The sequence below is a fragment of the Bacillus sp. Bvel1 genome, assembly GCF_014872755.1.
In the GTDB taxonomy this organism is placed as follows: domain Bacteria; phylum Bacillota; class Bacilli; order Bacillales; family Bacillaceae; genus Bacillus; species Bacillus velezensis.
The window spans coordinates 263,604-277,339 of record NZ_JAAOBZ010000004.1 but is presented as its reverse complement, the minus strand read 5'-3'; the positions used below and the strand labels follow the sequence as shown (position 1 = coordinate 277,339).

The 13,736-nt window shown below is 50.5% G+C and carries 16 protein-coding genes; 4 read left to right on the top strand and 12 right to left on the bottom strand.

All coding sequences use genetic code 11. The features are described from left to right. From HAP68_RS01940 to HAP68_RS01915, 6 genes are all read right to left on the bottom strand, one after another. The gene (locus HAP68_RS01940) at nucleotides 1-1,008 is read right to left on the bottom strand and encodes a 5-oxoprolinase subunit C family protein (RefSeq protein WP_088005481.1); all 1,008 of its coding nucleotides are present in this window, start codon (nucleotides 1,006-1,008) and stop codon (nucleotides 1-3) included. Nucleotides 1,009-1,010: 2 nt separating this feature from the next. After that, nucleotides 1,011-1,742, bottom strand: a complete 732-nt coding sequence (gene pxpB, locus HAP68_RS01935; RefSeq protein WP_024084894.1) for a 5-oxoprolinase subunit PxpB — start codon at nucleotides 1,740-1,742, stop codon at nucleotides 1,011-1,013. Nucleotides 1,743-1,771: 29 nt separating this feature from the next. Continuing rightward, a complete protein-coding gene (locus HAP68_RS01930) occupies nucleotides 1,772-2,566 on the bottom strand; it encodes a putative hydro-lyase (protein WP_024084893.1) in 795 nt (264 codons plus the stop codon). A 4-nt stretch (nucleotides 2,567-2,570) separates the two neighbouring features. Then, nucleotides 2,571-3,785: an NRAMP family divalent metal transporter gene (locus HAP68_RS01925; RefSeq protein ID WP_003156289.1), complete on the bottom strand. Its 1,215-nt coding sequence runs from the start codon at nucleotides 3,783-3,785 to the stop codon at nucleotides 2,571-2,573. Between the two features lie 22 nt (nucleotides 3,786-3,807). Next, a complete protein-coding gene (locus HAP68_RS01920) occupies nucleotides 3,808-4,572 on the bottom strand; it encodes a 5-oxoprolinase subunit PxpA (RefSeq protein WP_024084892.1) in 765 nt (254 codons plus the stop codon). A gap of 202 nt (nucleotides 4,573-4,774) precedes the next feature. Then, nucleotides 4,775-5,524, bottom strand: coding sequence for a Cof-type HAD-IIB family hydrolase (locus HAP68_RS01915; RefSeq protein ID WP_003156292.1), 750 nt, complete (start codon nucleotides 5,522-5,524; stop codon nucleotides 4,775-4,777). 127 nt (nucleotides 5,525-5,651) lie between these two features. Between HAP68_RS01915 and HAP68_RS01910 the strand changes: the two genes are divergently transcribed. Beyond that, nucleotides 5,652-5,816 (top strand): hypothetical protein, encoded by a 165-nt coding sequence (locus HAP68_RS01910; RefSeq protein WP_003156294.1) that lies wholly within the window; start codon nucleotides 5,652-5,654, stop codon nucleotides 5,814-5,816. Between the two features lie 38 nt (nucleotides 5,817-5,854). Here the strand turns inward: HAP68_RS01910 and HAP68_RS01905 are convergent, their stop codons facing one another. From HAP68_RS01905 to HAP68_RS01885, 5 genes are all read right to left on the bottom strand, one after another. Then, nucleotides 5,855-6,250 (bottom strand): 3-hydroxyacyl-ACP dehydratase FabZ family protein, encoded by a 396-nt coding sequence (locus HAP68_RS01905; protein ID WP_003156298.1) that lies wholly within the window; start codon nucleotides 6,248-6,250, stop codon nucleotides 5,855-5,857. A gap of 69 nt (nucleotides 6,251-6,319) precedes the next feature. Next, a complete protein-coding gene (locus tag HAP68_RS01900) occupies nucleotides 6,320-7,441 on the bottom strand; it encodes a mannitol-1-phosphate 5-dehydrogenase (RefSeq protein ID WP_024084891.1) in 1,122 nt (373 codons plus the stop codon). 1 nt (nucleotide 7,442) lies between these two features. Beyond that, nucleotides 7,443-7,874: a PTS mannitol transporter subunit IIA gene (locus tag HAP68_RS01895; protein ID WP_012116817.1), complete on the bottom strand. Its 432-nt coding sequence runs from the start codon at nucleotides 7,872-7,874 to the stop codon at nucleotides 7,443-7,445. Between the two features lie 25 nt (nucleotides 7,875-7,899). After that, nucleotides 7,900-9,339 carry a PTS mannitol transporter subunit IIBC gene (locus HAP68_RS01890; RefSeq protein WP_024084890.1) on the bottom strand — a complete coding sequence of 480 codons (1,440 nt, stop codon included), beginning with the start codon at nucleotides 9,337-9,339 and terminating at the stop codon, nucleotides 7,900-7,902. A gap of 175 nt (nucleotides 9,340-9,514) precedes the next feature. Next, a complete protein-coding gene (locus HAP68_RS01885; protein ID WP_003156306.1) occupies nucleotides 9,515-9,856 on the bottom strand; it encodes a hypothetical protein in 342 nt (113 codons plus the stop codon). A gap of 176 nt (nucleotides 9,857-10,032) precedes the next feature. Between HAP68_RS01885 and HAP68_RS01880 the strand changes: the two genes are divergently transcribed. Genes HAP68_RS01880 through HAP68_RS01870 form a run of 3 tightly spaced genes read left to right on the top strand, consistent with a single transcriptional unit; the run spans nucleotide 10,033 to nucleotide 12,890 of the window. After that, nucleotides 10,033-10,605, top strand: coding sequence for a DeoR family transcriptional regulator (locus HAP68_RS01880; RefSeq protein WP_024084889.1), 573 nt, complete (start codon nucleotides 10,033-10,035; stop codon nucleotides 10,603-10,605). A 32-nt stretch (nucleotides 10,606-10,637) separates the two neighbouring features. After that, nucleotides 10,638-12,266 (top strand): copper resistance CopC/CopD family protein, encoded by a 1,629-nt coding sequence (locus HAP68_RS01875; protein WP_003156310.1) that lies wholly within the window; start codon nucleotides 10,638-10,640, stop codon nucleotides 12,264-12,266. Between the two features lie 12 nt (nucleotides 12,267-12,278). After that, nucleotides 12,279-12,890, top strand: coding sequence for a YcnI family copper-binding membrane protein (locus HAP68_RS01870; protein WP_024084888.1), 612 nt, complete (start codon nucleotides 12,279-12,281; stop codon nucleotides 12,888-12,890). Between the two features lie 45 nt (nucleotides 12,891-12,935). Here the strand turns inward: HAP68_RS01870 and gdh are convergent, their stop codons facing one another. Beyond that, nucleotides 12,936-13,721, bottom strand: a complete 786-nt coding sequence (gdh, locus tag HAP68_RS01865; RefSeq protein WP_003156315.1) for a glucose 1-dehydrogenase — start codon at nucleotides 13,719-13,721, stop codon at nucleotides 12,936-12,938. Nucleotides 13,722-13,736: the final 15 nt, after the last annotated feature.

Genomic DNA, 13,736 nt, shown 5'->3' with positions numbered 1-13,736 from the left:
TCAGATCAGCCATTCCATTTTGAGCCTTGCTTTCAGCTCCTTCAGCTGCTGTTCCTTCTCCAAAAGCAGCATTTCCGCTTCCTCCAGCGAAACGGCCCGGAACGTAATATGTTCCCCCGGCATCGTTTGGGCGACGAGGGGAAGATCGGCGGATATGATATGCGCCATTCGCGGATAGCCCCCCGTCGTCTGTCTGTCAGCCAGCAGAATAATCGGATTGCCGTCCGGCGGCACCTGCACCGTTCCGAACGTCACAGCCTCAGATACCATTTCCAGCGGCTCCCGCAATTCAAGCGGAGCGCCCTTCAGCCGGTAGCCCATTCGGTCGGATTGAGGCGTGACCGTATATGACTCTTGATAAAAACGTAATTTTGCTTCTTCTGTAAAAGCGTGAAATTGAGCGCCTTCAAGCACTCGTATGACCGGATTTTTTTTCAGCGGCAGAAACCCTCTGCTGCTGACAGACCAATCAGGCGCTGAGAAACCATACTGTCCGAAAGAATCGCTCAGACGGTACGCGATTGATTCCGAACATGGCGTCATACGGCCGAGCGGCAGCTCATCATCTTTTTGCAGCGCTCTTCCGCAAAAGCCGCCGATCCCCGCTCTGACATACGTGCTTTTGCTTTCCATGACGGCGGGCACGTCAAATCCCCCCGCGACGGCGAGATAAGCTCGGCTCCCCATCTTGCACGGCCCGAATGAAACGACGCTGTTTTCCTTTATCAAAACCGGTTTCCACAGAGGGGCGGGCTCCCCATTAATATGAAAGGCGAAATCCGCCCCCGTAACGGCAATAACCGCGGGTTCTGAGAACTCAAAGGAAGGCCCTGGCCCCATAAGCGTAACTTCAAGCCCCGCCTCTTTTTCTTGATTTCCGGCAAGAAGATTGGCGATGCGCAGAGAGATCGTATCCATTGCGCCGCTTCCCAGCACACCGTATTTCTGATATCCCGTCCGCCCCGTGTCCTGAACCGTCGTCAAGAGACCGGGTTTTACCACTTTCATACTCATTCGGCTCCCTCCTTGATGCGGCTGTACTCCTCTGCTGTGATCCGGACGAATTTCACCGTATCGCCCGCTCTCAATAGACTCGGCGGATGTTCTTCCGGTCTGAAAAGCCGGAGCGGGGTGCTGCCGATCAGCTGCCAGCCGCCGGGAGTGGATATCGGATACACACCGGTCTGCATTCCCGCGATTCCTACTGAACCGGCCGGGATGGACGGCCTTGGCGACGCCTTTCTCGGCGCTCTGATCCGCTCAGACATTCCTCCTAAAAACGGAAATCCCGGCGCAAATCCGAGCATATAAACGAGATATTCGCCTTCAGTATGAATGCGGATGACGTCTTCCGGGGTCAGATCGTTCATTTCAGCGACCTCTTCTAAATCGGGACCGAAATCTCCGCCGTAGCAAACGGGGATTTCCATCACCCGGCGCTCTTTTTTGCGGCCGGTCATTATATGGCTGAGACGTTCTGTCACTTCTTTCTTGACCAGGGCAAAAGGAGAGACGCCTTTTTTTATGTTTGAGACGGCAGACACGTCATAAAAGACCGTTAAGCTTGTGAATGCCGGAATACATTCAACGAAGCCCGGAAACGGCCGTTCTTCCATACAGGCTGCCGCCGCCTGCACCCGGCTGTTGACCTCTTCGCTGATGTGCCCGCCAAAGCGGATGATAACGGCGGAATCACCGTACGGCTGTATATCAAGCGCTGTATTTCCGCTATACTGCATCATTGTCATCACCTCGTTGTATTCTTTCTCACTTACAGGACAGTAAGCGATTCATTTTGTATATCGGTGATTAGCATGTGCCCCGGTGAATGTGTTATTACGATATCAGGCTTTGCTTCCATGATCACCGCCTGGGGTGTAACGCCGCAAGCCCAGAATACGGGAACCTCACCTTCCCGCACCGTTACGGCATCTCCGAAATCCGGCTGATGCAAATCGCTGATGCCGATGCTTTGCGGATTTCCGATGCGGACGGGGGCGCCGTGCACGGCGGGAAAACGTGACGTGACCTGCGCCGCGCGGACTGCCAGCCTTTCCGGAATCGGTCTCATGCTGACGACCATCTTTCCTGAAAACGGGCCCGCCGGAACACAGTCAATATTTGTTTTATACATGGGAACGTTCACGCCTTCATCGATGTGCCTGATCGGGATGTGCTGATTAATAAGGGCCTGCTCGAATGAAAAACTGCAGCCGATCAAAAACCCGACATAATTATCCTTCCAATACGGCGTAATATCCGTTACCTCTTCAGTAAGCACGCCATGCCGATAAATCCTGTATTTCGGAAAGTCCGTCCGGATATCAGCTCCCGGCGCCGCTATTGCCGGAACGGGTGAACCCGCATCCGTCACATCAAGCACCGGACAAGGCTTTTGATTGCGCTGACAGAATAAGAGAAAATCAAAGGCAAGATCCTTTTGCAAAACGACGAGATTGGCTTGTGCGTAAGAAGCGGCCAACCCCGCCGTCGGCCCGGTCATCTGCCCTTTCCTGATAAGCTGTCTGACTTCTTCGGGACTCATATCACTCATATGGTTTTTCATATCATCAGCTCCATAGCTGCGGCATTTGCGAGAATAATGTATAGATGCCCATAACCGCCATGACAACCACTACGATCGCCCCTGCAATCGTGAGCCAGATCGGATGCTTGTAATCGCCGACGATTTTTTTCTTATAGGCGCCCAACAGAATCATCGCTAATGCAAGCGGCAGAATTAAGCCGTTAAGCGAACCGACCGCGACCAGAATTTTGGCAGGCTGGCCGATCGTGACAAAAATAAGAGTGGATACGATGATAAAACCGATAATTACGCCATGTGAGTGCTTTTCGATTTTTGCCGAAAACGATTTGAAGAATGACACCGATGTATAGGCGGCGCCGATGACAGACGTGATAGCGGCAGACCACATGATGACGCCGAAAATTTTATAGCCGACATTTCCCGCCGCAAGCCGGAATACAGAAGCCGCGGGATTATCAGGATCAATGCGCAGACCCTTTGAAACGACGCCGAGCACGGCGAGAAACAGGGCAATCCGCATAACAGATGTAATCAAGACGCCTGTGACAGAGCTTTTCGTCACCTGAGGAATGACTTCCTTCCCCTGGATGCCTGAATCAAGCAAGCGATGGCCTCCGGCAAATGTAATGTATCCGCCGACCGTGCCGCCGACAAGCGTCACGATTGCCAGCACACTGATATGATCAGGCATAAAAGTTTTTACAACGGCGTGTCCGACCGGCGGACCCGTCGTTACGGCAACATACACCGTCAATACGATCATGACGATTCCGGCGATCTGCATAAAACGGTCCATGACTTTTCCGGCTTCCTTTATGACGAAAATCAGAACCGCGACCGCTGCGCTGATTAAAGCGCCGATCTCCGGTTTGATTCCGAATAATACTTGAAGACCGAGACCCGCGCCGCCGATGTTTCCGATATTAAACGCAAGTCCGCCGAGCACGACCAGAAACGCAATGGCATAACCGGCGCCCGGAAGCACCATATTGGCAATCTCTTGGCCGCGCTTTCCGGAAACCGCGATAATCCGCCATACATTGGTTTGCGCGAAAATGTCCAAAATAATAGAAATTAAAATGATAAAGCCGAAGCTTGCCGCCAATGTATTGGTAAACGTGGCCGTTTGCGTCAGAAAGCCGGGCCCGATTGATGATGTCGCCATCAAAAATGTCGCGCCTAAAAGAAGCGACCATTTGCCGGAAGCCTTTCCGGCTGTTTTTTTCTTTTGCTCCATGCTGTCTTCCTCCCTCTGCTGCTCAGTCTTTTGCAAGCGCGCTGATTTGAATGTCTGCCGCTTTTAATTCTTTTTTGATTGTTTTTGCGAATGTCAGCGCGTGGGCGCCGTCTCCGTGAATGCAGACCGTGTCCGCTTTCAGGTTTACAGCTTGTCCCTTACGTGATGTCACCGTGCTGTCTTTCACCATTTGAATCACTTGACCGACCGCTTTTTTGTCATCCTGAATCAGCGCATCCCGCTCTGAACGCGGCGTCAGCGTGCCGTCTTCCTGATAGGTGCGGTCCGCAAACACTTCGCTTGCCGTCCTCAGTCCGATTCGATCTCCCGCTTTAATCAGCTCGCTTCCGGAAAGCCCGAAAAGAATAAGCCCGGGATCAAAATGACAGACCGCCTGAGCGATGGCTTCTGACAGGCCGGGATTGACAGCGGCCATATTATATAAAGCGCCGTGCGGCTTCACATGCTGCATCTCGACACCTTCCGCTTTTAAAAACCCTGACAGCGCGCCGATTTGATACAGCGTCAGATCATACGCTTCCTCGGGCGTAATCGCGATCTGCCGCCGCCCGAATCCCTGCAGATCGAACAGCCCGGGATGAGCGCCGATTTTCACGCCTTTTTCCGCCGCAAGCGCAACCGTTTTGCGCATCACGCTGGGATCACCCGCATGAAAGCCGCAGGCGATGTTTGCAGATGTCACATAATCCAAAATCTCTTCATCCAGTCCGATTTTATAAGCACCGAAACTCTCTCCTAAATCACAATTGATGTCAATCTGAAACATAAGCTCCCTCCTGTATTGTAAACGTTTTATTTTATTATTCCGATATTTGGAACGACTATTCCGAATTGTTGGATTTCTCTTCATTATATTTAATTCTGACAAGTTTGAACATCCTTTTGTCAGAAAACCTACCATGGACCTAGTCACAAATCTGACAAAACAAAAAAAGAGAGCCTCATGCTGAGACTCTCTCTTTTTTCTATTATAACACCCAGTGGCGGATCGCTTTGGCGACCCCGTTTTCCGTGTTGACATCAGTCACCCAGTCAGCTGTTTCTTTCACGATGTCCTGCGCGTTCCCCATGGCGACGCCGACACCCGCTTTTTCGATCATGGCAATGTCATTCAGACTGTCACCCATGGCCATCACATTTTCCATCGTGAAGCCGAGTTTTTCCGATACCTTCGCCAGCGCAGCCGCTTTGTTGATACCGAGGGCATTGACTTCGATGTTGATCGGACTTGAGTTTGTGATTTCGAGCTCCTTGTATTCCTTGAGCTCTTTCAGCACCTCATTCCGCACTTCATCATCCTCGATTTCGAACCCGAACTTGAGCCACTGATGATCCGTAATCGTTTCCGGGAATTCCCCTCTCCACACTCTATCGACGGTAGAGGCCCAGAAATTCGTGTTGTGCTTATTCCTCAGATCCCATAATTTTTGAATATGATCGGTATGAAGAAGCTTGCGCTCAACCAGCTCAAAGTTGGAATCCCAGATTTCGCTGCCGTTTGCCGTGATTAAAAAGGATGACAGCTCGAGAGACTCAGCCAGTTCGCGGCAGGTCATCAGCGTGCGTCCTGTGCTGATGACGACGTGAATTCCTTTCGCCTCCGCTTCCTTGATCGCCCGCCGGTTTTCCTCCGGGATGAGCTGCTCGTCATTGAGCAGGGTTCCGTCCATATCAATCGCGATCAGTTTAATATCTGCGTCTTCTCTTTGTATCGGCATATATGTACCTCACTTTTTATATTGTAGTCGTCTCTATTTTAATACATATGACCCACAGGAACAAAAAACCGCTTCCTGCGTTTGGCGGGGCGAGCGTTGAGGAAAAGAAATATTGAGGTGATGGAGGATGAAAGAAAGAAAACAAAAGAACAAACCGAATGAAAATCCTGAACATCATGATTTAACGGATCCGATTCCGCTGGAAGAGCTGAAGGAAAACGCCAATGACGAAAAACACAAACATGACCAGAGGGACAATTCACAAAGTGAGAGAGATTATGATACAAAATAACACGCTTGTCCGAAAGCCGCCGGTGGAGGCGGCTTTTTTTACGATGGCTGGATAAATATGCTGAGCTCCGCTTCCGCCACAGGCTTCCCGGCAACGGATGCTTTCGCCCGGCCGAACACAAAACCGCGTCTGATTCGCGTGACCTCAAAAAAAAGATCCAGACGGTCTCCCGGCAAAGCGGCACCTAACCTTTCCGCTTTCTTCACCGCGGATAAGAGACCGAGACCGTCACCGCCGGTAATTCCCGCGCAAGCCGCCGTTTGGGCCATTGCTTCAACGACGAGCGAAAATGGCATCTCTCTTTGGGATTCAGTTATAAACCAGTCATTTTCACTGATGTTTTTGTAAGCAGCCGCCCATTTTCCGGCTTCACTGTTCGTCGTGCCGTCAATCAAAAGAAACGGAAAACGATGGGGCAATAGCTTCTGATTCATCACGCAGCCTCCCTTCCCTCTCATTATAACGCAAGAAAAAACCCGCGTCCCCCCGACGCGGGTTCATTTTTATTGATTGAGCTTTTTGAGCACGATGCCGTGCAGCGGTTCATGCGGCTGAATACCGCAAATGTCTTGAAGAACGCCGCTCGTGCCTTTTTCCGCGATAAGCTTTTGCAGCTCAACCGCTTCCGGATCATCCTGATAGTCAAAGCGCAGGGCGGCGGCGATACCTTCCGCCAGCGCATTCGGTTCTTTTATTTTTTTGGCCGGCCCTACTAATCTGTCATTCGCTCCGAGTTTTCTGAGCGGTGATCTGGCGACTCTTGTCACATCATCCGTGATGTATTCATTATCAAAGCGGCTGATGATTTTTTTCATGTACTGCTCGTGTTCGGATTGCTTAAAGCCGTATGCTTTCACCAAGTACTCGCCCGTTTCTGAAAGTGCATCGTACACGACACGCCGGATTTCCGGATGGCCGATGGCCTCTTTGACGGTTTTTAATCCGCGCTGATAGCCGACATACGCCGTGACGGCATGCCCGGTATTGACGGTAAACAGCTTTCTCTCAATGAAAGGCGTAAGATCATCCGTAAACAACGCGCCTTTAAGTACCGGCTGATCGCCGGCAAAGCCGGTTCTGTCTATGACCCATTCAAAAAACGGTTCTACGGATACTTTCAGCGGATCTTCATGGTGCTGAATCGGCACGATCCGATCTACCGCAGAATCCGGGAAGCCGACTGTCCGGTTCATGAGTTCCCGCTCCGCTTCCGTCAAATGTCCGAAAACTTCTTTTTTCAGAAAACTGCTGCCGCCGATCATATTTTCACAGGCAATGATATTGAGAGGCTCAGAGGACGTTCTGCGCTTCAGACCTTCCGCGATGGACGGGGCGATGAGTCTGAGAACGTTCGGGCCCACCGCCGTCGTAATGATCGACGCTTCATTAATCAGCCCGTACAGCTCTTGTTCTTGCACCGCGCTGTTGATGGCTGAAACGGGGCCGATGATTTCTGTCTGCCTGCTGCCGTCGGCAAGCTCCACGGTATATTCCTTCTTTTCATTGAGAAGGCTGACCATCGTTTCATTCACATCAGCGAAAACTACCTCATAGCCGGAATGATGGAGCAGGGCGCCGATAAAGCCCCGCCCGATGTTTCCCGCTCCGAAATGAAGGGCAATCATGTCAGTTCACCTCGCTGAAAATAGCGGCCAGTTCTTCTTCCGTCTTTGCACTGATCAGCCGTTCGATGTTTTCTTCCTCAGAGCAGATGATGGCGATGTTTGACAGGATGTCTAAGTGTTCATTGTTTTTTCCGGCAATACCGAAAACGACCTTTGCCGTATTGCCTTCACCGTATTCAACACCGTCCGGAATCTGGATGACGGAAATGCCTGAATGAAGCACCTCATCCTTTGCATCTTCCGTGCCGTGCGGGATCGCGATGAAATTCCCCATAAACGTCGATGATGTTTCTTCACGTTCGAACATTTTTTCCACATAGCCGTTCTTCACGTAGCCGTTATCAATCAATGTCTGTCCCGCGAGGCGGATGGCATCCTCCTTTGAGTTCACTGTCTGGTTCAGTTTGATGTTCGCTTTAGCCAATACTTCCATGATGAAGATCCCTCTTTCTGTTTGATTAGTTTTTAAGCTTTTCAATCAGTTCATCGTATTTCGGGCTGTTTAAGAAATTATCAACCGAAATGTGCACCGCCTGCGGCAGCTTCGCTTTCGCGCGGTCAGTCAGGTCCTTATGCGTAATGACGATATCCGCGTCATTCGGAAGATTATTGATCGACGTATTTGTCACATCAATATCCAGGTCTGCTTTTTTCACTTTGTTTCTTAAAATTGAGGCGCCCATTGCGCTCGATCCCATACCCGCGTCACATGCGAAGATAATGCGGCTGACTTGGTCAGCGGAAATATCAGCGGCGCTGTTTTCCGGCTCTTCCTCTTTGTCTGCCAATGCGGCCGCCGCTTCACTTTTCCTGCCTTTCATTTCCTGCATTTTTTCCGCCGCGGCTGTCAAATCTTCTTCGCCCGCTTTAGACGATTTCAGAATAAGCGCCGAGACGATAAACGATACGGCCGCGGCAACGATGACGCCCGCCAGCACGCCGAGATAGCTTCCTTTCGGCGTCAGCGCCAAAATGGCGATGATGCTTCCCGGAGATGATGCGGCGACAAGACCCGCGTTAAAGATCGAGAATGTGAGCAGTCCGCTCGCTCCCCCGGCGATCGCCGCGAGGATCAGCATCGGTTTCATTAAAATGTAAGGGAAATAGATTTCATGAATCCCCCCGAAGAAATGAATGATCGCCGCTCCCGGAGCTGTCGATCTTGAAGAGCCTTTCCCAAAGAACATATAGGCCAGTAAAATACCGAGTCCCGGTCCGGGGTTCGCTTCCACTAAGAACAGAATGGATTTTCCCGCTTTGGCGGCCTGCTCGATTCCGATCGGGCTTAAAATGCCGTGGTTGATCGCGTTATTCAGGAACAGGACTTTCGCCGGCTCTACGAAAACGCTTGCAATCGGCAGCAAATTCGCGTGAACAATGACTTCCACACCCGCCGCCAGCAATTTGTTAAGAGACAGGACGACCGGGCCGATCGCATAAAACGCGATAATCGTCAGCACCGCGCCGATAATTCCCGCCGTGAAGTTGTTGATCAGCATTTCAAAACCCTGTCTGACTTTATCTTTAAACAGACGGTCTAATTGTTTAATGAGATAACCGCCCAAAGGTCCCATAATCATTGCCCCTAAGAACATCGGAATGTCCGCTCCGACAATGACTCCGATGGCGGCCGTCGCTCCGACGACTCCCCCGCGGTGATCATAGATCATTTTTCCGCCCGTATATGCGATTAAAAGCGGCAGAAGATACGTAATCATCGGGCTTACCAATGTATTCAGCTGCGGATTCGGAAACCATCCCGCCGGAATAAACAGCGCGGTGATAATTCCCCATGCGATAAATGCGCCGATATTCGGCATGATCATACCGCTTAAATAACTGCCGAACCGCTGTATCTTCACTTTCATGCCAGCTTGCTGTTCTTGCTGCATGTTCATTCCCTCCCTGTTTGCCTGCCTTCAGATGAAAATAAATAAGACACGGGGTTTCTCTCTCCCCTGTGTCTTCATCATAAAACGCTTACAATCCCCATTCAATGAAAAGTAAAGAGGAGTTTGGCACAGAGACTGTGACAAATCCTTAACAAAAAAAAGACACCTCATCAAAGGTGTCTTACCGCTTTCTGTATATAATGTGTCCTTTTGTGACGACGAGCTTGGCAATGAGCCGCTCACTGACAATAAACACCGGATACGCACATACGAGCGCGAAAATGGCGGCCGGCACATACCGCGCTGCCGGAAACATCGGCATGACGGCGGTTCTGGCCATCTGCACAAGATAAATCAAAAGCACCGTGATCGCAATGGCCGCAGCCATAATCGGAGCTGATACTTTATATTCACGCAATTTCACATGGCAATGCCCGCACTGAAACTGGCACGGGATCATCGATGATCTGACCATGTCGCCTGTAATCGGCTTGCCGCAGTTCGGGCAGGTCGTTTCTTTCATGTTTATTCCTCCATTCAACTCTTCTATTATAACAGAGTCTGACTGCGTGTTTTACATTTGTGATTGTTCAACATTTTTTCACATATTTTATCATCAGGCTCTTGTGTGCATTTGTGAAAACATCTACTCTTAGAGGGAGGTTCATCACTCATTCGCATAAAAAGGAGGATGCAGAATTGCTTCCGATTCACAGACAGCAAACCTTGCTTGAATGGCTGAAAGAAGAGGGCGCGCTGAAAATCTCTGACATAAGCGAGAGATTCGGCGTCTCCGAGATGACCGTGTACAGAGACGTCAATCAGCTGGCGGATGCAAACCGGATTATCCGGACACCCGGCGGCATTACGCTCCCTCCCGCTTCAGAACGAAGCGCCAATCAATGCGGCTATTGCCTGCGGCCGATTCAGCATTCGTATTCTGTTCAGCTTATTACCGTTTCACAAACCGTTGAGCAGATGTGCTGCATTCATTGCGCGATTTTGCGGTATGAGGATAAAAAGGAAGAAGTGTCCCACGTCATTTGTAAGGATTTTCTTCTTCAGACGACGCTGACGGCCGCTTCCGCATACTTTTTAGTCCATGCCGATATTGACCTTCACTGCTGCCGGCCTCAGGCGATTCCCTTCTCAACGCTTGATTACGCAGAACGGTTTCAAAAAGGATTCGGCGGGGTCATTTGCACCTTTGACGAGGCGGCGGACATCATCTTACACGACAGGCAGAAGGGATGCACCTGCAGCAAGACATAACAACAACCAACCGGAAGGCGGTGTCATCATCCATGAGACAGAACAAACGCTGGCTCGTCTTTTTGCTGTTCCTTGTTTTGATTCCGAAAACAAGCTTCGCCCACGCCTACATCACAAACTCAAATCCGGGTGAGAACAGCGAATTAAAACAAGCGCCGAAGCAGATTGAAATTGAGTTTAATGAACAGATTGAAGAAGGCTTCCACTCCATTAAGGTCTATAATTCATCCGGCGAACGGGTTGACGCGGGCAAAACGGTGATTCAAAAAAATAATGCCCGCATCATGACCGCGGCATTGAAAAAAAATCTGCCGCATGATATTTACAGAGCGGAATGGAACGCGGTATCGGCCGACGGACATCCGGTATCCGGCGTCATCCCTTTCAGCATCGGAAAAGCCGGCGGAGAACTTCAGGAGCAGACATCATCGCAAGCGGCGCTTCATCCCGAAGCGGCCATCGACCGCGGTATTTTGTACACCGCTCTCTCCCTGTTTATCGGCACGGCTTTTTTCCATCTGTTTTGGTACAGAAATAATGAAGATTCATCAAAAGCAAAACGAACTGTAAAGCTGCTCGTGATTTCTTTATGTTTAACGGGGCTCGCGCTCGTGTGCCAGCTCCCGATCCAGACGAAAGAAAACGCGGGCGGGGCTTGGAGCGCCGCGTTTCAGCCGGACTATGTAAAAGAAACGCTTCTGAAAACGGCAGGCGGGTACGTCTGGATGATCCAGATCAGCTTATTTATCCTGCTCGCCCTGTCCATGATCCCGATGCTGAAGAAGAAAGCATTCCGGTCATTTGCGTACTGGACGGCGCCGCTGTTATTCTTCTTCGCTTCGCTTTTGGCAAAAGCATTCGCCGGGCATGCGGCCGTTATCGACGAAAAAGCGGTCGGCATCGCAATGGACTTTCTCCATTTATCGGCTGCGTCTGTATGGATGGGCGGTATCGCCGCGCTTGTGCTGCTTCTTTCATCAGAGTGGAGAAAACCCGATAAAACCATCGCTTGGGAAACGGTCAGACGGTTTTCTCCTTGGGCGTTCGCCTCTGTCGGCGTCCTGTTATTTTCAGGAGTGCTGAACGGATTTTTCATTATCCGCTCGTTCGATTCACTCTTTCACACCGCTTACGGCAAGACGCTCCTTTTGAAAATCGGACTGTTTGTCATCATGCTTGCGCTCGGCGCCGTTCACGTATGGATGACGAAGTTCAGCAGAAAAAGGAGCATCAGCGCAACGATAAAGGCCGAATGGGCACTAGGCATTGCGGTGTTATTCACAACCGCCGTCTTCACAAGCCTGCCCAGTCCGCCTCCGCCCGCGCCATTGCCTTTTAACGGCTCAGAAACGATCGGAAACGGGGAGACCCTATCCTTGCACATTACGCCGAACCAGCCGGGTAAAAATGAATTTCAAGTCATTGTCACCGATCATAACGGCAGCTTAGTAAAAGACATTCAGCAATTTACGGTCACTGTTTACCAGACGGGCTTCAGCGGCAAACAGCATGAAAGCACCTTTGATTTGAAGAAGACGAAGGAAGGCACATTCGAAGCCGCCAACCTGTCCATCACCGAAAAGGGAAACTGGAAGATCAAAGTCCACGGACTGACAAACGATTTTAACGAAATCAACCAAATATTCTCAACGACAAACTAAGGAGTGTATCTCATGTTGAAAAAAAAGGCTTTAATATTCATATCCGCCGTGACCCTGTCACTCGTCGGTTTTACGACTGCAGCAAGCGCCCACGTCTCAGTCAAACCCGCGGAATCCGCGGCCGGTTCTTGGGAAACGTACACGATGAAAGTGCCTGTGGAAAAGAATGAGCCGACAACGAAAGTCGTGCTGAAAATGCCCGCCGGCGTTGAATTTCAGCAGTATCAGCCGATTCCGGGCTGGAAAACATCCGTATCCAAACATGATGACAAAGCGGTCTCCGTCACTTGGGAAGCAAAGGACGGCGGCATTCAGCCCGGCCAATTCCAGCAGTTCACGTTCGTTGCGAAAAATCCTGAAAAGAGCGGAGATGCCGCTTGGGACGCTTACCAATATTACAAAGACGGCAGCATTGTAGAATGGACGGGTGATGAGAAAGCCGACACGCCTCACTCGATTACGAAAATCACGAAATCGGCGAGCGTGACGGATGCGCACGGAGCTGAACAGTCAAACGAAGAAAGCAAATCCGGCGTATCAGCGCTTGATATTGCAGCCATCGTTCTGTCAGCTGCGGCGATTATCCTTTCCATCGCGGCGCTTGTAAAGAAAAAACGCGTGTAAGCAAAAAGCGATCCGGCTCTAAAGAGCCTGCGATCGCTTTTTTTCTTATCCGCGGCCTGCCTGGAAAGACGGATATTTGGTCATTCCCCCGTCAGCAAACAGCGTAATCCCGGTCACATAGCTTGATTCCTTTGAAGCAAGCCAGACGGCGACAGCCGCGATTTCTTCCGGCTCACCGATATATCCCATCGGAATCATGCTTTCCACATCTTTTTTCTGAACGGGATCGGCAAATTTTTCCGCGTTGATCGGCGTATTGATGGCGCCCGGTCCGATATTGTTAACACGGATGCGCTTCGGCGCGTACTCAAGCGCCAGCGTTTCCGTCATCAATTTGATGCCGCCTTTACTCGCCGCGTAGTGGACAAACAGCGGCCACGGAATCATTTCATGTACGCTTGACATGTTAATGACGTTTCCTTGAATATCATTCTCTACGTAATATTTTATGGCTTCGCGGCTTCCTAAGAAAGCGCCGGTCAGATTGGTATTGATAACTTTGTTCCAGTCTTTAAGCGGCATTTCATGCGACTGAACCGGATTTTCCATGCCGGCGTTATTGATCATGACATCCAATGTGCCGAATTCCTTCACTGCGGTCTGCACGATGTTTTTGACATCTTCTTCTTTTGTGACGTCTCCTTGAACGATGACAGCTTCGCCTCCCGCTTTTTGAATCTCTTCTTTAACGGTTTGGGCGTCTTTTTCATTACTATAGTAGTTAACCACGACTTTCGCCTGCTCCTGTCCGAAGCGGATCGCCATCGCTTTTCCTAATCCTGATGAAGCTCCCGTAATGGCAACGACTTTTCCTTTTAAATCCGTGTACATGTTCAAACCTCCTGC